The sequence below is a fragment of the Dickeya sp. ws52 genome, from assembly GCF_007210685.1.
GTDB lineage: Bacteria > Pseudomonadota > Gammaproteobacteria > Enterobacterales > Enterobacteriaceae > Dickeya > Dickeya chrysanthemi.
On the sequence record NZ_SZVX01000028.1, the window covers coordinates 23,036 to 41,378 of the forward strand.

General features: G+C 56.1%; 19 protein-coding genes. 5 read left to right on the forward strand and 14 right to left on the reverse strand.

All coding sequences use genetic code 11. From position 1 onward, the window contains the following. Window positions 1-36: 36 nt before the first annotated feature. The gene (locus tag FDP13_RS20000; RefSeq protein ID WP_143840256.1) at window positions 37-255 is read left to right on the forward strand and encodes a hypothetical protein; all 219 of its coding nucleotides are present in this window, start codon (window positions 37-39) and stop codon (window positions 253-255) included. A gap of 300 nt (window positions 256-555) precedes the next feature. After that, window positions 556-1,089: a hypothetical protein gene (locus tag FDP13_RS20005; protein WP_143840257.1), complete on the forward strand. Its 534-nt coding sequence runs from the start codon at window positions 556-558 to the stop codon at window positions 1,087-1,089. Window positions 1,090-1,162: 73 nt separating this feature from the next. Here the strand turns inward: FDP13_RS20005 and FDP13_RS20010 are convergent, their stop codons facing one another. Beyond that, window positions 1,163-1,504, reverse strand: coding sequence for a GlpM family protein (locus tag FDP13_RS20010; protein ID WP_143840258.1), 342 nt, complete (start codon window positions 1,502-1,504; stop codon window positions 1,163-1,165). A gap of 430 nt (window positions 1,505-1,934) precedes the next feature. Between FDP13_RS20010 and pemB the strand changes: the two genes are divergently transcribed. Continuing rightward, window positions 1,935-3,239: a pectinesterase PemB gene (pemB, locus tag FDP13_RS20015; protein ID WP_255582725.1), complete on the forward strand. Its 1,305-nt coding sequence runs from the start codon at window positions 1,935-1,937 to the stop codon at window positions 3,237-3,239. A gap of 68 nt (window positions 3,240-3,307) precedes the next feature. Here pemB and FDP13_RS20020 read toward each other — a convergent pair whose 3' ends face one another. From FDP13_RS20020 to FDP13_RS20075, 12 genes are all read right to left on the reverse strand, one after another. Beyond that, window positions 3,308-4,573 carry an HlyD family secretion protein gene (locus tag FDP13_RS20020; protein ID WP_033576974.1) on the reverse strand — a complete coding sequence of 422 codons (1,266 nt, stop codon included), beginning with the start codon at window positions 4,571-4,573 and terminating at the stop codon, window positions 3,308-3,310. Further along, window positions 4,563-6,008, reverse strand: coding sequence for a TolC family protein (locus FDP13_RS20025; RefSeq protein ID WP_050516137.1), 1,446 nt, complete (start codon window positions 6,006-6,008; stop codon window positions 4,563-4,565). The genes FDP13_RS20020 and FDP13_RS20025 overlap by 11 nt, the downstream gene beginning before the upstream one ends. Continuing rightward, window positions 5,998-7,179, reverse strand: a complete 1,182-nt coding sequence (locus FDP13_RS20030) for an ABC transporter permease (protein WP_033576973.1) — start codon at window positions 7,177-7,179, stop codon at window positions 5,998-6,000. Before FDP13_RS20030 ends, FDP13_RS20025 begins: the two co-directional genes overlap by 11 nt. Before the next feature lie 7 nt (window positions 7,180-7,186). After that, window positions 7,187-7,864: an ABC transporter ATP-binding protein gene (locus FDP13_RS20035; protein WP_081979800.1), complete on the reverse strand. Its 678-nt coding sequence runs from the start codon at window positions 7,862-7,864 to the stop codon at window positions 7,187-7,189. 262 nt (window positions 7,865-8,126) lie between these two features. Beyond that, entirely contained in the window at window positions 8,127-8,519 is a 393-nt protein-coding gene (locus FDP13_RS20040; RefSeq protein WP_143840260.1) for a hypothetical protein, read from the reverse strand. Between the two features lie 377 nt (window positions 8,520-8,896). Continuing rightward, window positions 8,897-9,391 (reverse strand): Hsp20 family protein, encoded by a 495-nt coding sequence (locus FDP13_RS20045; protein WP_033576971.1) that lies wholly within the window; start codon window positions 9,389-9,391, stop codon window positions 8,897-8,899. Between the two features lie 167 nt (window positions 9,392-9,558). Then, complete coding sequence (locus tag FDP13_RS20050; RefSeq protein WP_143840261.1) at window positions 9,559-10,854, reverse strand: cytosine permease; 1,296 nt, start codon at window positions 10,852-10,854, stop codon at window positions 9,559-9,561. Window positions 10,855-11,051: 197 nt separating this feature from the next. Continuing rightward, window positions 11,052-12,059 carry a biotin-dependent carboxyltransferase family protein gene (locus FDP13_RS20055; protein ID WP_033576969.1) on the reverse strand — a complete coding sequence of 336 codons (1,008 nt, stop codon included), beginning with the start codon at window positions 12,057-12,059 and terminating at the stop codon, window positions 11,052-11,054. Next, complete coding sequence (locus FDP13_RS20060; protein ID WP_143840262.1) at window positions 12,046-12,930, reverse strand: allophanate hydrolase subunit 1; 885 nt, start codon at window positions 12,928-12,930, stop codon at window positions 12,046-12,048. Before FDP13_RS20060 ends, FDP13_RS20055 begins: the two co-directional genes overlap by 14 nt. Before the next feature lies 1 nt (window position 12,931). Beyond that, window positions 12,932-14,317, reverse strand: coding sequence for an acetyl-CoA carboxylase biotin carboxylase subunit (locus tag FDP13_RS20065; protein ID WP_143840263.1), 1,386 nt, complete (start codon window positions 14,315-14,317; stop codon window positions 12,932-12,934). Window positions 14,318-14,370: 53 nt separating this feature from the next. Further along, on the reverse strand, window positions 14,371-14,619 hold the full coding sequence (locus FDP13_RS20070) for an acetyl-CoA carboxylase (RefSeq protein ID WP_012770182.1): 249 nt from the start codon (window positions 14,617-14,619) through the stop codon (window positions 14,371-14,373). A 29-nt stretch (window positions 14,620-14,648) separates the two neighbouring features. Next, entirely contained in the window at window positions 14,649-15,431 is a 783-nt protein-coding gene (locus FDP13_RS20075; protein WP_143840264.1) for a 5-oxoprolinase subunit PxpA, read from the reverse strand. Between the two features lie 128 nt (window positions 15,432-15,559). Between FDP13_RS20075 and FDP13_RS20080 the strand changes: the two genes are divergently transcribed. Further along, window positions 15,560-16,474, forward strand: a complete 915-nt coding sequence (locus FDP13_RS20080) for a LysR family transcriptional regulator (RefSeq protein ID WP_143840265.1) — start codon at window positions 15,560-15,562, stop codon at window positions 16,472-16,474. Here FDP13_RS20080 and FDP13_RS20085 read toward each other — a convergent pair. Continuing rightward, on the reverse strand, window positions 16,471-17,652 hold the full coding sequence (locus FDP13_RS20085) for an MFS transporter (protein WP_143840266.1): 1,182 nt from the start codon (window positions 17,650-17,652) through the stop codon (window positions 16,471-16,473). The two genes, FDP13_RS20080 and FDP13_RS20085, sit on opposite strands and share 4 nt — an antisense overlap. A 97-nt stretch (window positions 17,653-17,749) precedes the next feature. On the opposite strand from FDP13_RS20085, the gene FDP13_RS20090 reads away from it, so the two are divergent. Next, window positions 17,750-18,241, forward strand: coding sequence for a MarR family winged helix-turn-helix transcriptional regulator (locus FDP13_RS20090; protein ID WP_012770186.1), 492 nt, complete (start codon window positions 17,750-17,752; stop codon window positions 18,239-18,241). The last annotated feature ends 102 nt before the right edge of the window (window positions 18,242-18,343 follow it).

Genomic DNA, 18,343 nt, shown 5'->3' on the forward strand with positions numbered 1-18,343 from the left:
AAAGGATAAAGAGACCGGTGCGGTGAAGGGTTTAGCATGGAACGTAAAGCGTTTCGTCTGAGTTTTGTCCTGGAAACCGATGCGAACAAAGATTCTCAAAACTTCAAAATAAGCATAATCGCTACTGGCTTCTCTCCCGTCGCCAAGATCCTCCTTACAGATAAATTCCAGATATCCCCCACAGCCACGCTGATGGCGCAATACACTGACCGGAGAATATCGGCGGCAGTCGTAACAATCGGCGAAAAACGCTAAAGTAAGCCAATCTGATATAACGCAGGGAACACCATGCGGCTTGATGACTGGTTATGGCGTAAGAAACTGATTGCCTTGCTGATTTTTGTGGTAGTGATTGAACTGTTGTTATTGCTGGTGCCCTGGGATCGCTTCTGAATCCCTGACAACTGTAACCATAAGCAAATAAATCGTTCAGAGAATCCGTCAGTCGACGTAAGATAGACGCATTCTTATATTCTTATCGCCAGGCGCATACGGTCCCTGTCCCCCGTCAGGTGCCAGGCTCATTACCATCGCAACCACATCACGAGGGATCACATGAACAAGCCACGTACTTCTTTGCTGGCGCTTGCCCTGTCGCTGCTGTCGCTAACGGCATCGGCTGCCGAGGGTTACAAAAACCTGAAATTCGGCGCATCCGCCGCCGCCATTCGGCAACAGGCGAATTGTTCACTGCGTGGCCCGGAAATGATTCTGGGACAAACTGTGTACATCTGCCCTGACTTTAGTTTTGCCGATAAAAAAACCCAGGCGATTTTCAGTTTCAACGGCGACAAGTTTAACCGTCTGGCCATCTCAATCGCGTTGGCCGATGTGCCAAGCGTCGTGGAAGGGCTGAAAAGTAAATACGGCATGACGGCACCGTTGTCCGCCAGCGACGTAGATACTTTCATGAACAAGCCGAACACCCGTGTGACCGCCCGGTTCGATAAAAACAATATTACGCTGGTGTTCGACAATAGCACCGACAATCAGAAAGCTATTTATCTGGTGTACAACGCTGAAAACAGCGTCAGCGCCGGCCCAACCGCTGCACCGGCCACCCGCGGCATCACCAAAGACGACCTGTAACGACGACGATATCCGACATCGCTGCCCGGCGCTCGCCGGGCGCGGTTTTCGGTCAGCCCCGCTCCGTGCCGCCTTATCCGGCGTGGTAGCCGCTCCAGATTTTCACCAGCGCCGCCGCCGACAGACTCCAGCACACCACCGCCAGCATCAGTGCCGGCGGCAGACGCATCACGCCGGTAAAGTAATAGAGCGAAATCAGGTACACCAGATAGGGGATCACCGCCCAGATGCCGAACAGAATCGTGGCGCGCAGCGCCTCCACGCCGCGTTCCGTTCCCACGATGTAATGCGCTATCAGCGCAAACGTCGGGAATAACGGCGCCAGCCCGGCAATGTAGTAATTACGGGTTTTGGCCAGCAGGCCAATCAATACCACCACGATCGCGCCCAGCGCCGCTTTTATCAGTAATGCCATATTTGTGATGTTCGATTATCAGTGTGCTATTCGGCTCGTCTGTTACGTCCGCCCTTTCCGCCTGATCGACCCGGCAGTTGCTTCTATACCCAAAATAATTCGAGTTGCAGGAAGACGGCGACGCAGCGAATCCCCGGGAGCTTACTCAAGTAAGTGACTGGGGTGAGCGAGGAAAGCCAACGCACCTGCAACTTGAAGTATGACGGGTATATATCTAACAGAAAACCCGCTAATATCTAACAGAAAACTCGCCAAAAAACAGGATTGACGCCTTGTTTGCGGCAACCGTTCGCAGATAGAAATGAAACGCAGGTTTATTTTTAAAAATTTATGATCCCGCTTCGCGTTTTTTTGGCCTGGGTTGCGTAGGCTGCCACAGCCTGATGCCTAACCGCCCTTAAACATGACCGCAACCCAAGAGGAGCACGCTGTGAGCCTGACACACTATTCCGGGCTGGCCGCCGCGGTGTCGATGTCAATTCTTATGACCGCCTGCGGCAGCCAGATGCCGAATCACTCAGCGCGTTTTCAGCCGGTTTTTCCCGGCACCGCCGGCCGCCCGGTGCTGTCGGCACAGGAAGCCGAACGCTTCACACCACAACACTATTTCGCCCACGGCGGTGAATACGCCCGACCGGTAACGGATGGCTGGACGCCAACCCCAATTGAAACCGCACATGTCGCCGCCGCTTATGTCGTCGGCCCGCGCGTGGGTGTAGCCGGCGTTACCCACACCAGCATTCAGCAAGCGGTGAATGCCGCGCTACGTCAGCATCCAGGCCAGACGCGGGTATACATCAAACTGCTGCCAGGCACCTACACCGGTACGGTATACATCCCCGAGGGCGCGCCGCCGCTGACGTTATTCGGTGCCGGTGATCAGCCGGAACAGGTAGTCGTGTCGCTGGCGCTGGATTCAATGATGTCGCCGGCCGACTACCGCGCCCGCGTCAATCCGCACGGTCAGTATCAACCGACCGATCCGGCCTGGTATATGTACGATGTCTGTGCTTCAAAACCAGGCACAACCATCAATACCACCTGTTCAGCCGTGATGTGGTCACAGAGCAACGATTTTCAGTTGAAAAACCTGACGGTGGTGAATGCGCTGCTGGATACGGCCGACAGTGGTACGCATCAGGCCGTTGCGTTGCGTACCGACGGCGACCGGGTGCAACTGGAAAACGTTCGCCTGCTCGGCCGCCAGGACACCTTTTTCGTCAATACCAGCGATCGCCAAAACAGCTATGTCACCGATCATTACAGCCGCGCCTACATCAAAGACAGCTACATTGAAGGGGATGTGGATTATGTGTTCGGTCGCGCCACTGCCGTGTTTGACGGGGTGCGATTCCATACCGTGTCCAGCCGTGGTTCAAAAGAAGCCTATGTGTTCGCACCGGACAGTATTCCGTCGGTGAAATACGGCTTTCTGGTGATCAACAGCCGGTTGACCGGCGACAGCGGTTATCGCGGCGCGCAGAAAGCCAAACTGGGGCGCGCCTGGGATCAGGGCGCGAAACAGACGGGTTACCTGCCGGGGAAAACCGCCAACGGCCAGTTGGTGATCCGCGACAGTACCATTGACAGCAGCTACGACCTCATCAACCCGTGGGGTTCCGCCGCCACGACCGACCGGCCATTCAAGGGGAATATCAACCCGCAACGCCATCTGGACGACCTCCACTTCAACCGGTTGTGGGAGTACAACACCCAGGTGCTGCTGCGCGAGTAATACCGGTAGTCGTATTGCCTCCAACTGAAGCGAGGCGCCAGGCCGGCGCCGCTGTTTTCTTGATACACTCAGCGGGCGGCGGCATGGCAACACTGCCACTTTCGAACCTCGCCGGGTTCCAGCCCTTTCACCAGAACGCCCTGTGGCAACGGACTGACGACGTCAATCCGCCTGACTTCCGGCGCTGACTGTGGTGTGGGGCGATAATAAACCGCCGTCTTCCCCTGCTCATCCTGGCCGATCTCATCCGGTAACAACACCATACCTTTCGGATCGGAAACAAGGGTGATGGTTATCAGTGCGGACATACCAAACCGCGGCACCGCCTGCCCGGCGCGGCAGCAATCGAGATTGAAGACGACATCATAGGTGGCGCCGGGCTGCCCTTCGGCGTAATTGGCCTGCGGGCTGACCATCCGTAACGTACCGGCCAGCGGCTGGCCGGGCAGCGCCTCACTGGTCAGCGTGACGGGCATACCCGGTCGCAGATGGTCGATATCGGCTTCGTCGGCTTTGGCCCGCGCATCAAAACGCGTCACGCCCGCCAGCATGAATAACGCTTCCCCCGCGCCGACACGCTGGCCTAGCCGGGGAAAGGCAATCTTATCTTTATCGTCGTTTTGTATGCGAACGGCATAGCCGTCGCCGGGTGCATACAGCCAACCGTGTGCTTGCTGGTCACGAATTTGCTGTAATTTCTGTTCGGCGTTATTCAGCTCCAGTTCAGCCACCGTCTGATTTTCCGCACTTCCCGACGCCCGTGCGGATGTCAGCGCCTGACGCGCCGCCTGTAATTCCAGACGGCGGTTGGCCAGTTGCTGAACCAGACTGTCGCGCTCCGAACGTGCAATAATCCCTTGTCGATACAGCGGTTGTGCCGCATTCAACTGGCTGACGGCGTCCCGTTCGCTCATTTCCGCCATGATCAACGCCCGCTGAGCCGACATCACTTCATTGCTGTTTTCCCAAGCGCGTAAATTTCTCAGCGACTGACGCGCCTTGAGAAATTGCGCCTGTCCGTCGCGATACTCAATCTGCAACGGGGTGGTATCCAACGCCAGCAGGGGATCGCCTTTATGCACTTCTTGCCCCTCCTGTACGTTCAACTGGCTGATATGACTATCAAAAGGGGCGCTGACCACATATTGCTCCGCCGCCTGCACGTGCGCCAACAGCGTAATATGGTTTTCCACCGGCGATGGCGTGACAGCACGCCATTGTGTCTCGGTTTCGCTTTCGGTCTTGGTCGGCCGCGATAAAAACGCCGAGACCGCCGCCAGCATCATTACCCCGCCAAACACCCCCCACCGCCGCCAACGAATATTACCGATCATTCTGCTCTATTCCCCAGTGGTTAAGGGTGGTGCCCAGCACGCGATCCAGCTCAGCACGCGCGTTGAGATAGGCGATCTGCGCGGACACGCGCGCACTTTGCGCGGTGCGCAGACTGGTCTGATAGCTCAGCACCTGAAAGTTCGATGAGCGCCCTGCCAGTAGCTTGGCCTGCTCCGCCTGCAATGTTTTTTCCGACAGTCGCGTCAGGCGGTCGGCAATCAAAAACTGCTGCCAGTTGCTATTAAGCGCGTTGACCTGCTGCGTGACCGTTTCTTCCAGTTGCTGACGCACATCCGCCATCTGTAATAGCTGTATTTTCCCCGCCACCCAAGCGCGCTGCTCTTCCTGACGCGCCTGCAGGTCGTTCAACGGAATGGAGACATTCAGGCCGACATAGCGCTGCCAGCGGCCATCATCCTCGATATCCGCCGCCCGGGTATTCACCCGCCCGGCCCCGGCGACCAGGTCCACCCCCCACAGGCGCTGGTTTTTCGCCTGCATCAGGTAGATCTGCTGTTTGTCCGCCGTGAGTTGCTGAATCAAATAGTCAGGTTGATTTTTCATCGCCAGCGCTATCGCCTGCGGCGCTTTCAGGGTGATCGGTTGTATATCGAGGCGATCGCTGGCGCTCAACGGCGTACGGGTGTCAATGCCCAATAAACCGTTCAACGCCAGACGTCGCTCGTTCAACGCATTCTCCTGCTGTTCCAGATTTAACTGCTGCGAGGAGATATCGGCATCGCTTTGGAGTTTGTCGAGCGCCGCCTGCCTGCCGCTGTCAATCAATGCCTGCATTACATCACGCTGGGCGCCGGCCCGTTGCAGGGATTCCTGCGCCAACACCACCCCTTGCTGCGACTCCAGCAAGCCGTAGTAAGCCTGAACAATCTGCGTAATGGTGTCTGTCATCTGCTTTTGCTGGTTCAGGTGACCAATGCGCTCATCAAGCCGGGCCAGACGCACCGGTGCAGTATTGAATTCAACACCGGCGCCCTTTAACAACGGCTGCACGACACTGACCGAGTTTCCCAGACTGCGGGAACTTCCTGTCGATGACTGGCCGGAATAGTCATCGCTCCAGTCAGCCTCAAACTGCGTGCCCAACGGCGTCAACAAGCTGGCGGAAAGACCGGCATGATTTTCCTGCCCGGGCAACTGCGCCCCCATGTTGTGACGATACTGATTGTTCAACACCAGATGCGGCCGGAAGCCATCTTCGGCAACCACCAAATCAAACTTGTCCATCAGCCGGGTTAACGCAACGCTTTTCAGCGTATTACTGTTACGCACGCCCAGCGCGACGGCATCGGCCAGCGTGAGCGGCACCCGCGCCTGTGATAACGCCGCTCCGGCTGTCGCACCATTCGCCAGCGATGACCAGGGCGCGACCAATAACGATAAAAAAGCGACGGCATACGCCGGGTTAATGTTCACGTAACGCCTCCGCAGGGGATAAACGCGCGGCGGTCAACGAGGGTTTCAGACCAAAAAAGACCGCCAGTACCAACGCGCTGCCGATAGCCAGCGGAAACACCCACGGATCGACCATCAGCGGCCAGTCGGCGTAACGGGTATAAGCCCAGGCGAGCAGCGCCCCTGCTACGCTGCCCAGCACCGCGCCGGGCAGTGAAAGCAGAGCGGCTTCCAATAGAAACAACACGCCGATATCCAGCGAACGGGCGCCAATAGCCTGACGCAGGCCGATCTCATGCCGACGCGTCGACACACTCATCACCATGACGTTCATGACGCCAATACCGCCCATCAGCAGCGCTACGGCGGCCAGTGCCGCCAGCAGGTAGCGGAAGGTCGCATTTTGTTGCGCCATGCCGTCGATGAGTTGCTGCTGGAGCTGAATCTGGATCGTCCGCGTCGGCAGCATCTGTTCAAGCCAGGGTCGGATCGCATCGACAACCGACGTCAGGAGCGTGGTCGACGTCACTTGTATGTACAACAGGTCTGTGGTCGCAAAAGGTGAAATCCGCGTGATGGTATCCAGCGGCACCAATACGACATGGTCGGCCATCTGCCCGCCGATTGATAACGTCGCTGATCTCAGGGTGCCAATCACATCAAAGGCGTAATGGCCGAGCGGGAAAGTGCGCGCCGGGGCAGAACCCGAAAGCCGGGAGGCCAGACTCGCACTGACGATGGCATAGGTGCTGCGGCTGTCGTAACGGGAAAACGCCCGCCCCTGCGCCAGCGTCAATCCCAGCAACGGCATCAGATCGGGCGTAGAGCCGATCACCATCAACGGGATGCCGTTCTCATCCCCCTTCTGCGGCAACGAGGTATTCCAGCGCGCTACCGGAACAACACGCCGAATGCCGTGATGCACATGGGACAGCGCCGACAGATCCAGCTTGACAGGCAACAACGGCACCGGCGAGTGACTGTCCTCCTTGATGCCGATATCGACCACAATGATATCGCCGCCCAAATGGTCAAACGCACTCAATGCCATCTGCTGGGCGCTTTTGCCCAGCATTAACAGCGTCACCACCAATGCGCTACCCACACCGATACCCAACATCGCCAACGACGCACGTTGATGGAAGGCAATCAGATTGCGGCAGGCTTCAAGCCATTGTTGCATCACATTCATGCCGTACTTACTCCGCAACCAGCACGCCGTCTTTCATGCGGTAACGTCGCTGTAGCCGTTGTGCCAGTTGCTCGTCGTGGGTCACCATGACAAGGGTTAATGCCCGCTGACGGTTGATGTTCAGTAACAGGTTGAGGATTTCTTGCGCGGTTTCGGCATCCAGGTTGCCGGTCGGCTCATCCGCCAGCAACACGGAGGGTTCACCCACCAGCGCCCGGGCCAATGCGACCCGTTGGCGCTGACCGCCGGACAGCGTTGCCGGGCGTTGCAGGCGATACGGGTACATCCCCAATTCGCCCAGAACACCGACGGCACGGCGGCGGGCCTGCACCACGGGAATATTTCGATACAGCAGCGGCAGCGCCACGTTATCCAGCACGTTATGGCTGTCCAACAAATGAAAATGCTGGAACACAAACCCCAGTTTTTGATTACGCAGCCGGGCACGCAAACCCGCGGAACACAGCCGGATATCTTCACCATCCAGATGATAACTGCCTTGTTGTAGCGGCTCCAGCAGCCCCAGAATATTGAGCAGCGTACTTTTGCCGCTGCCGGAGCGGCCAAGAACGGCACAGGTTTCCCCATGCCGAAGATGTAATGACAGTGAATGCAATAGGGTCGTATCACCATAGCGGTGGTGCAAATTTTCAATCCGAATCACAGGTATAGGTTTCCCGTCCATATGCCCAAGAAAAGCCGTGAGCGACAGCGACCAGAGAACGACAGTTGTCGCAGCGATAGTGGCTTACAGATAATTATCTTAGAAAACGAACTCCATAATTTTTCTGCAACGATCACCAATCCTAAATTTAAAATAGGGTTACCTTAGCCCGAGCCATAGTGATGACTTCAAAAAACAAAAATTGTAAAAACCGACAAAAATATAACCAACCTCTACGCAAAAACCCGGCGTCATTTTATTTACCTAACATTGTCAGTGTTTGTTAGTACTGTACAGTACTCGTTATTGCTACCATTGGGCGATCTAACTTCAGATGTTTTTTCCCTTTCATATATAAATCACCCCTACAAGGGTTATTGCCAATATTGCCATCCTTACTGTCAGGCACATAAAAATCAATATCGACATAAACAGGATGTTTTCCCATCACGGTCTCACCACTATCATCTTTAATATAAATGCGCGGTAAACTTTCACCGCCCTTGAAATCACCACTGAGATTAGCGCCGTCTTTACGGTAAATAACAGCGCAATAACGACTTTCGTTAATCACATAAGTCTTTCCATCATATAGATTTTCGTCTTTAGCCGCAGCCATACCTGACAAAAGGAGAATCGACATCACACACAAAATCCCACCATTTACATATTTCATGAGAGCACCCTCTAAGTAAGTTAAGATTAATAAAACCGCACAAAGCGTCATATCCACACTCTAGAATCAGGATTTTCACCTGTGAGTTTTAATACACATTGATTACCTGTTACTGAATTAATGATTTCTACTGATATCGCACAGCCATACAACTCTGATAATAAGAGCTTATCCGACCCCATCCATATCGGTATCAGAATATTCCCAACCCTCACCGAGGGGGAATCATCACCATAAAATAAAAGAGAATAAATATTTTCATACACCGATAGACAACCTGAAACTTATCCAAAAACATCAGGAAATTATTTAAATTATTATCTATAAAAAAACCCCGGCAGTGGCCGGGGAAAAAGAGTGAGCAATAATATAAGGAATTATTTTTCGTGTTCCAGTGCCTGAGAAACCTTTTGGTTACGGTTTTCAATGGCAATTTTTTTCGGCTTTTCGTTTTCCGGAATATCCTGCTGCAAATGAATAGTCAGCAGGCCATTTTCCAGATGTGCGCTTTCCACCTTGACATGTTCCGGCAGTGAATAGCTGATGCTGAAATCGGTGCGGTTGATGCCGCGATACAGCCAATTCTCCTGCTCCTGCTCTTGCTGCTCCTGCGAGACTTCGTCCTTGTGTTTACCGCTGATGGTGAGCTGACCGCCATGTGTATTGATCTCCAGTTCCTCTTCGCGCCAACCGGGCACGCTGACCGTAATGCCATAGTGCGTGTCGTCAAGTCGGCGGATATCGTAGGATGGCGTGGCGGTGAGCGGCGTGTCGCCGGTTAATTGGCTGAACAGCCGGTCGATACGGTTAAAACGATCGGAGAACAGTGAGTCGGTAACAGCCGGAAATAAAGACACGGATTTGAATGCCATGGTTAACCTCCTGAATATATCGTGACACACATTCAAAAGTGCAAACCGCAAGGCAACAGCATTGTCTTGCTTTCATTATTTCATATAGATCCGTATGCGATTTTTTCAAGGCCAGCAGCTAACAAATTAGCCGGTGAAGTCAGGCGAGCTTCCCTGCCCCGCTACTCTCAGGCGTTACGGTTATCCGGCAATAACCGGTACAACGCCAGCGCCACCACAAAGGTCACCGGTGCGGAAAATGACTGTAACAGCGCACTGCCATGCATCAACGCGACCCCGGCAATCACACTCAGCAGCCAGGCGACAAGGCCGGTCGGATTAAACGCACGTACCGTCGTCGGCGCGGCGCGTCCCCCGAGAATATGCGCCAGCGCCACACCGACCCACGCCACCACAAACACCCCCTGATAAGCCAGCGCTTGCAAGATATAGGCGAACACATCCGCCAGCATCAGCACATAGACCGCAACCCCCACCACGCAGGCCCAGACAATCTTGCGATAGCGCATTCGAAACAGTCGGTCAAAAAACACCTGCATATTGACGGTAGCCAGATAATAGTTGGCGGTATTGATGCGTGTTTGCGTCACCCACACGAACAGTAACCCCCAAAAACCGAGCAGGTTAAGGATATTGACTACCACCGCGATTTCACTGACGCCGTTCTGCTGGGCAAAACTGCTGACCAGATAGATACCGACCGCGCCATTGAGCAAAAAGGTGATCAGATAGAACGGCATACCGAAGTTGATGCGCGCGTGGTACTGGCTATCTTCCTGGCGGCCGAAGCGGGCGTAATCAAAGGTGTACATCATTAAGATCCACACCCCCATGTAGTAAGTAAAGCAGTTCCACCAGCCGTAGGCAGGCGGCGACGCCGGACCGAACGACAACCATTGCGGCTGATAGCCATAATGTTGGATAGACACCGCCACCGTCAGCGCCAGCCCGAGCAGGTAAAACGGCAACAACACGCCGTTAAACTTGTCCAGCCAATGCTGCACGCTGCCGAAAATCAACGGCACGCTGTAAAGCACCACCAGCAACGCCGCCCAATGATAATCCAACGCGGGAAAGAGGTGATTAATCGCGAACGCGATCACCGAACCTTCAAACACCGCGTAATAAATCGCGGTAGAGAAAAAGATCAGCGTCGCCAGCGCGGAGCCGGCCTGGCCGAAGAGCTGGCCGGAAAATGCCGCGACCGACAGGCCGCTACGGATAGCAAAACGGCTAATCACCGCGTTGATCACGCCGTAACACACCACGGACAATGCCATGCCGATAATGGCGTTGCGCGCGCCATAATTCAGCGCCAGCGACGCCCCCACGACAATATAAAAAATCGCGCTGCACACCGCCCACCAGGCCATGGTCAGCGATAGTTTTCCCATACGCTCTGTTCCAGACACCGTATCGGCAGGCGTCAGCACCGCCCCTTGTACCCCGGATATTTCCGCCATACCCCCTCCACAGACCTGTCGTTGATGTATCTTGATTGACGTTGATGATCCTGCCGCAGCAGGTTTTGAGGCCGAACGCACCCGCCGTGACGGCAATACCGCACGGTCAGTGATGCATTCGGTAGAGTCAGACATGCCCCGCCGATACCGTAGCCCTGGTGTTGGCGCGGGGTGAAATCCGGCGGGGCTGTCTGAAATCAGCGCGTTAACAACTGTTCCAGCCGCTCAAGGCGGTGGCGATAGTGCCGGCGGGCAAGTAACGCGGCCTCCAGCGATACCGGCGTAAAGCGAACGCCGTAATGCGGCTGCAACTGCCCGATGAGGTCCAGATCGCTGCTGATCACCGTCCCCAGCGTCATGTAGCCGCCGCCGGAGACCGCGTCGCGCAGCAGAATGATCGGCTCCAGTCCGCCCGGCACCTGCACCGAACCGATGGGGTAGCAGGCATCCACGATATTGGACGGGTCTGAGCCTGCGCCGAACGGCGGTGTACGCGGTTCAAACGCCAGCGGCGCGCCGCCTTTCAGGCGATAACCGATGCGGTCGGCCTCGGTGCCGACCCGCCATTCGTCGGCGAAAAACTGCTCGACTGCGGCCGGGGTGAGCCGATGGATATACAGCCCGGTCACCATACGCAACGTCACCTGCTTCTCCAGCAGTGGGAGGCAATCCGCCGGCACCGTCATATCGGGGGCGACCTGGCGTATCGGCATACCGACCGGCAACACATCGTTGGCGGCCAACCGCCGCCCCTGATAACCGCCCAGCGCGCCGAGCGCATAGGTTGAGCGACTGTCCAACACCGCCGGCACCGCAATCCCGCCGGCAACCGCCAGATAGGCGCGGCAGCCTGCCGTGGTCGGGGCGAACCGCAACACCTGGCCGCCACGCACCGCAAAGGTGGTATTCATCGGCATCGCTTCGCCATCCAGCAACGGCGACATGCGCGCGCCGCATACCGCCACCACCGCATCACCTTCAAACTGTAATTCCGGCCCCAGTAGCGTCATTTCCAACACCGCCGCCTGTACCGGGTTTCCCACCAGCAGGTTCGCCAACCGCAGCGAATACTGATCCAACCCGCCGGATGGCGGAATACCGAGATGGTAATACCCCTCGCGGCCGGTATCCTGTATTGAGGTCGCCAGTCCGGGCCGGATAACGTTGATCCGCACGCCCGAGGTCCGCTCGCTACTGCGCTGCATACAGCACCCCCTGAAGATAGTGTTTATAGCCGGTTGGGTCGGCGAGGAATTTATCCAACTCAAAGGTGACCGGGCGAATACGCAGGCTGAAGCGCCCCGTCGCCACCGCCTCGACATCCTGCTCATAACGCGCCAGATCGATAGGCTTAAACTGCACGATGTCGCCCGCGCGGAAAAACACCATCGAGGGTTGCAGGTAATCCAGCCGTTGTTCCGGGTCGTAAATCGGCGCCGGGGTCACACCAAACAGCTGATAACCGCCCGCCCCGCGTACCGAGTAAATACAGCCGAAACAGCCGCCATGCCCCAGCGACAGTTTGGGGGTATCGGTACGCGGTCGCAGGTATTTCGGCACCTGAAGCTGTTGCGCCTGCTCGACCATCTGGAACATGAACGGTAATCCCGCCACGAACCCCACCATCGACACAAACCACGGCGTGCCGCTGTGCGCCGCAATAAATGCCGCCACATCCTGATAACCGTTGATTCGGGCGGCGTATTCCAGATCGGTGGCCGCCGGCTCCTGGTGACGATCGCGAAAACGCATCAGGGTTTCGTGCGTCCAGGGGTCGTTGTACAGCACCGGAATTTCGATGATGCGCGTGTCGAGCACCGTCATCGCCTGCGCCTGGCTTTCGGTCTGTCGCACCTGCTCCAGCAGCGCCTGCGGTGCGATGACATCCGGGTTAAAGCGCACCTGAAAAGAGGCGTTGGCCAGGCAAATATCCAGTACCCCAGGCAACGCCTGCTGTTCCAACGCGCGGGTCATCGCCAGCCCGCGAAAAAATGCGCCCAGCGACATCGCCTCGTCAATTTCGGCAAACAGGTGCTCATCACCGCCGAAGGTGTAACGTATTGCGGGAAACGTCATCTCAGGCCTCCTTCGTCAGCGGCAGCGTGTCGGTGTCCCGCGCCTGTAGCCAGCTTTCCAGCGAGGTGGTATCAAAGCGACCGGCGCGCAGCCGAGGGTCAGCCAGCAGCCACTGGTGCAGAGACTGCGTCGTGGTCACCCCGCCGATGCGCAACTGACGCAACGCCTGTTCAGCACGGGCCAGCGCCTGCGCACGGTCCGCACCCGACACCACCAGTTTCGCCAGCAGGGAATCGTAATACGGTGGGATGCGGTAACCGCTAAACAGATGGCTGTCGATACGGATACCGGGGCCTTGCGGCCACGTCAGCGTGTCTACCACGCCGGGGCAAGGGAAAAAGTTACGCGCCGGATCTTCCGCATTGATGCGCATTTCACAGGCATGTCCGCGTAAACCAATCGCCTCCTGACGCAGATCCAGCGGTTCACCACCGGCGATACGCAGCATCCACTGCACCAAATCGACGCCGGTTACCCGCTCCGTCACCGGGTGCTCGACCTGAATCCGCGTGTTCATTTCGATAAAATAGAACTGCTCTCGTTCGGTATCGAACAGGTACTCCAGCGTACCGGCGCTGCGATAACGTAGCTGTTGCGCCAGTTGCACGGCGCTGCGGCATAAGGCGTCGCGCTGCGTCGATGAAAGCGCCGGCGAAGGCGCTTCCTCAAAGACTTTCTGGCGGCGGCGTTGCAGCGAACATTCACGTTCATACAAGTGCACCGCCCGTTCGCCATCCCCCAAAATTTGAACTTCAATGTGGCGAGCGTGGCGAATAAACAACTCCAGATAAACATCCCCACAGCCAAATGCCGCTTTCGCTTCGCTTTGGGCGATCGGCAATTCCCGCTTTAGGTCGTCCTCATTATTCACGACCCGAATCCCGCGTCCGCCGCCGCCTGCCGCCGCTTTGATCAGCAACGGATAACCTATCTCCGTCGCCGCCTGCAACGCCGCTTCCAATGATGACAGCACCCCGGAACCGGGAACAACCGGTACCCCAGCAGCCTGCGCGGTGCGCCGCGCTTCGGCTTTGTCACCCATCAGGCGGATGGTTTCCGCCGTCGGGCCGACGAACACCAGCCCGGCCTGCTCCACCGCTGCGGCAAATGTCGCATTCTCGGACAAAAAGCCGTACCCCGGATGCACCGCCTGCACTCCGCTGTCTTTGGCGGCTTGCAGCAACGCTGCCTGATTCAGGTAACTCTGGTCGGCGCGCGCCGGCCCCAGCAGTATCGTTTCATCCGCCAGACGCGCGGGCAACGAATCGATATCGGCTTCGCTACAGGCGGCTACCGAGGTCATCCCCAGGCTGCGTGCGGCATGAATAATGCGGACGGCAATTTCCCCCCGGTTGGCGATAAGCAATTTTCTGATCGGCTGACGCATCGTCGCTGCCCTCCTGATGACGTAATAATTAGGCTGTATGGTCGTGTTGAGCGTTATTCATCGATTTTTATGATGGCAATAACCTGGCCCGGCTCTAACGCATCCCCGTTATTGATACAAAACGAGACTAACTCCCCTGCCTGCTCGGCATAAATTTCACTGAACTGTTTCATTACTTCGACCAGCCCAATAACCGTATTCGCCGTAACCGGGGTATTCTCTTCAATAAATACCGGGGTGTCCGGCGCGGGTTGGCGATAAAAAATACCCGGTAAAGGAGAACAAACTTCATATGTTTTCATTAGTCCCACTCCTTGTAATTCGTTATCAATTACCAATGATTCACACTATTTTGCAGCGGCGAACGCACGTGAATATTGGCGTTATTCAACGCCTCTCGCGTCGTTTTAATTAATGCCAATGCGCCGGGTGTATCGCTGTGAATACACACCGATTCAAACTCGACGGCAATATCTTCGCCATCGATAGTGGTCACCTTGCCCTCTAAGCAGGCACGCACCACTTTTGACGCCACCCTGGCCGGGTCCAGCGCGCCGACGCGACGGGTGAAGACGATTGAACCGCTGGCGTCGTACTCTCTGTCGCCATAAAATTCACAAATAACAGGATGTTGTAACTTTTTCGCTTCCTGCCATACCAAGGACCCATGCAGACAAAATAACCGTAATTCAGGGTCCAACCGGTGTAGGGTTTCGACAAACAGCTGCGCAGACGGGCGATCTCGGGCCAAATGCATATACAGCGCGCCGTGCGGTTTGACATGCTGCAACGGTAATTGATAAAGCCGGGTAAATTCCCGCAATGCGCCCAGTTGATACAGAATGTCATTGACCATTTCCTGCGGATGACTATGAATATGCCGCCGGCCAAACCCCACCAGATCGCGAAACCCGGGATGGGCACCTACCGCTACGTCATTTTCCCTGGCCCATTCAATCGTCTGCCGTATCGTTGTCGGATCGCCGGCGTGAAATCCGGCGGCAATATTGGCGGAACTGATATAAGGCATAATCTCCTGGTCGACGTCATCGCCTATTTTCCAGGGGCCGAAGTTTTCGCCCATATCGGAATTCAGATCGATTTCATATTTCATAATTATTTCTTATTTGTGATGGTTTTGTTTAAAAATAATATAGAGCCACAATTTTCCATTCGGAAAGACGTATTTTTAGAACGTTCACTATCTGAAAAACAGAATGCTTGCTGATAAAGGAACTGGTTATGGTGACATTGCGTCAGATCCGCTACTTCATCGCCACCGCCGAAACGGGGCAAATCTCACAAGCGGCGATTCATCTCAATATTTCGCAGTCAGCGGTGACGACGGCGATTCAGGGGCTGGAAAACCTGCTGGGAAAACCGCTGTTCCTGCGATCGGTGCATGGCATGACGCTGACCGAGAACGGCAGCTACTTTCTCAACCACGCCTACGCGGTGTTGCGCAGTGTTGATGACGCGATGAACATTCCGCTGACCGATAATCGCATCAGCGGTTCGCTCAATATCGCCGCCAGCTATACGGTGATGGGCTATTTTCTGCCCTTTCATCTGCAACAACTGTCAGACGGTTTTCCTCACGTCGCCATTCATCTCAACGAGCGCGAGCGGCAGGACATCGAACAAGGATTGCTGGACCGCTCTCTGGATCTCTCGCTGGTGTTGACCGCTAACCTCACGCACCCGGAAATCACCTCGGAAACACTGTTCAACTCGGAACGGCGCTTATGGCTGCCCAGCCGCCATCCGTTATGCGATCAACCGGAAGTCAGCCTGGCGGATGTCGCTAACGAACCCTTCATCATGCTGACGGTGGATGAAGCGGATCACAGCGCTATGCGTTATTGGGAATTGAGTGGGCATCGCCCGAAGGTGATGCTGCGCACCAGTTCCGTTGAAGCGGTACGCAGCATGGTGGCGAATGGCCTGGGTGTGGCGATCCTGTCCGATCTGGTGTACCGCCCCTGGTCACTGGAAGGGCGGCGCATCGAAACGCGCTCGCTGACCAACAGCGTTCATCCGATGAGTGTTGGGCTGGCCTGGTATCGTGATGCGGAATTTACTCCGGCGATGCAGGCGGTGCGGGAATATTTCCGCAACCTGTTCCTGACGCCGCAGTTGGCATTTTCGCGCCGTTAAGCCGATTCAGTCATCCGATAGCGCGGCCCAAAACGCAGCGCCATCAGAATCAGCGCCGCCACGCCTGCCGCCATCACCTGCCAGGCTTGTTCCAACCCGCTGGTATACTGCCTGATGACGCCGGCCAGCAGCGGCATCAGGCTGGCTATCAGGTAACCGCCGCCTTGCACGAACCCCATCAGCGCCCCGGCCTGGCGCGGATCATCCACCTGATCCAGCGCGATAATCAGCGACAACGGAAACAGCGCGCCGATCCCCAGCCCCAAGGCAATCATAATCGGCAGCACCAACGTCTGCGGCGCCAGTATTAGCCCCGCCATACCCAGCAACAACAGCAGCAACACCGGCAGCAGCAGATAACGCCGGTCCGGAAAGTCATTAATCAGCCATGAAACCACTAACCCGGCCACCACTTCGGTAAGCGTCAAACCGCCCAGCAACAGCCCGCTATGCGCGGAGCTCCAGCCAAGCTGGGTGTAATACGGCGGCAGCCAGGCCAGTACCAATGTATAGGCGCCGGTGCCGATACCAAAAAAGATCATCAACGCCCAGGCCCGCTTGCGCGACGGCGCAGCTCTGTCGCTTTTGCGTGGTGCAGCCTGGGGGAGTGGGTCAAGCGATACGGTGATCATCCAGGCAATGGCCGCCAGCGTCGCCAGCCCGCCCCACAGAGCCAGTGCGCCATCCCAATCGATAATATCCGCCAGCGGAGAAATACTGGCGGCGGCCAGCGCGGCGCCGCCCATAATCGCGGTGGTATACAATCCCATCAGACGGCTGCTCTGCCGGCTGAAGCTACGGCGTAAAAACGATGGCATTAAGGCCTGGATCAACGCAATGCCGATACCGGCCATCGCCGCGGTGAACAACAACCCGATTGTACCTGTAAGCCAGCAGCGCAGCAGACAGGCAACCGCGATCCCCACGATACCGATGCCGATGCCACGGTATTCCCCCAACCGGGACTGTAGCCACCCACCATAGAGCGCGCAGATGCCCATCGCAAATACCGGCAAGGTGGTCAACAGGCCGGCTTGCGTATCTCCCATACCGGTAGCCGCCTGAATGCGCGACAGTAAAGGACCGACGCCGGCCAGTACCGGTCGCAGGTTTAGTCCAAGCAGGATGACGGTGGCAACAACAAAAAACCGTGACCTGGTACGAATCGAGTGTGACATAACGCTCCCTAGAACTTCCTGATGCTTGAGCAGCCGTATCTATTATCCGTATAATATCTTCACAAAAAGAATCTTAACGTCAAGATAAATTATACTTATGACAACTCGGGCAGATAACGCTTACGAACAATGGCAACGAGAAAGGCCAGACATTGATCCCTTCCCGATGCAACTGCTGGGAAGGCTGTTTGAAGCCTCATTGCGACTTGAACGGGATCATCTCAATCCGTTATTCGCACGCTTCGGTTTACGTCCTGGGGAGTTTGATGTACTGGCGACGTTACGACGCAGCGGAGCACCTTATGCGCTGACGCCGACGCAACTGTACGAAACGCTGATGATGTCATCAGGCGGCATGACGAATCGCATTGATCGGCTGGAACAGGCCGAATGGGTGGCGCGTCAAAGCAACCCGCAGGACCGACGCGGCACGCTGGTGACACTGACGGAAAAAGGACTCGCCTTGATGGAGACGCTGCTGACGTTGCATGTCGAGAACGAGCGGCAGTTGCTGGCGTCGTTAGATGACGAAGAACAGCATCAGCTCAATCAGTTACTGAGGAAATTGCTGGCGGGTTTGCCGCAATAATAATAAAAAAATCCGCCCATTTGGGTAACACCGTTCACTTAAGGTGTTTTGAGTGAACGGGATACTGGGTTTTTGAGATCCGAACGGCCCTCGCTTTGGGCC

Bases quoted from the DNA above. Each gene is read 5' to 3' on its own strand.
- FDP13_RS20080 (WP_143840265.1), top strand. From the start codon at position 15,560: ATGGTGACATTGCGTCAGATCCGCTACTTCATCGCCACCGCCGAAACG.
- FDP13_RS20090 (WP_012770186.1), top strand. From the start codon at position 17,750: ATGACAACTCGGGCAGATAACGCTTACGAACAATGGCAACGAGAAAGG.
- FDP13_RS20085 (WP_143840266.1), bottom strand. From the start codon at position 17,652: ATGTCACACTCGATTCGTACCAGGTCACGGTTTTTTGTTGTTGCCACC.
- FDP13_RS20040 (WP_143840260.1), bottom strand. From the start codon at position 8,519: ATGAAATATGTAAATGGTGGGATTTTGTGTGTGATGTCGATTCTCCTT.
- FDP13_RS20060 (WP_143840262.1), bottom strand. From the start codon at position 12,930: ATGACGTTTCCCGCAATACGTTACACCTTCGGCGGTGATGAGCACCTG.
- FDP13_RS20005 (WP_143840257.1), top strand. From the start codon at position 556: ATGAACAAGCCACGTACTTCTTTGCTGGCGCTTGCCCTGTCGCTGCTG.
- FDP13_RS20055 (WP_033576969.1), bottom strand. From the start codon at position 12,059: ATGCAGCGCAGTAGCGAGCGGACCTCGGGCGTGCGGATCAACGTTATC.
- FDP13_RS20000 (WP_143840256.1), top strand. From the start codon at position 37: ATGGAACGTAAAGCGTTTCGTCTGAGTTTTGTCCTGGAAACCGATGCG.
- FDP13_RS20050 (WP_143840261.1), bottom strand. From the start codon at position 10,854: ATGGCGGAAATATCCGGGGTACAAGGGGCGGTGCTGACGCCTGCCGAT.
- FDP13_RS20020 (WP_033576974.1), bottom strand. From the start codon at position 4,573: ATGATCGGTAATATTCGTTGGCGGCGGTGGGGGGTGTTTGGCGGGGTA.
- FDP13_RS20010 (WP_143840258.1), bottom strand. From the start codon at position 1,504: ATGGCATTACTGATAAAAGCGGCGCTGGGCGCGATCGTGGTGGTATTG.
- FDP13_RS20075 (WP_143840264.1), bottom strand. From the start codon at position 15,431: ATGAAATATGAAATCGATCTGAATTCCGATATGGGCGAAAACTTCGGC.
- FDP13_RS20030 (WP_033576973.1), bottom strand. From the start codon at position 7,179: ATGAATGTGATGCAACAATGGCTTGAAGCCTGCCGCAATCTGATTGCC.
- FDP13_RS20065 (WP_143840263.1), bottom strand. From the start codon at position 14,317: ATGCGTCAGCCGATCAGAAAATTGCTTATCGCCAACCGGGGGGAAATT.
- FDP13_RS20045 (WP_033576971.1), bottom strand. From the start codon at position 9,391: ATGGCATTCAAATCCGTGTCTTTATTTCCGGCTGTTACCGACTCACTG.
- FDP13_RS20035 (WP_081979800.1), bottom strand. From the start codon at position 7,864: ATGGACGGGAAACCTATACCTGTGATTCGGATTGAAAATTTGCACCAC.
- FDP13_RS20070 (WP_012770182.1), bottom strand. From the start codon at position 14,619: ATGAAAACATATGAAGTTTGTTCTCCTTTACCGGGTATTTTTTATCGC.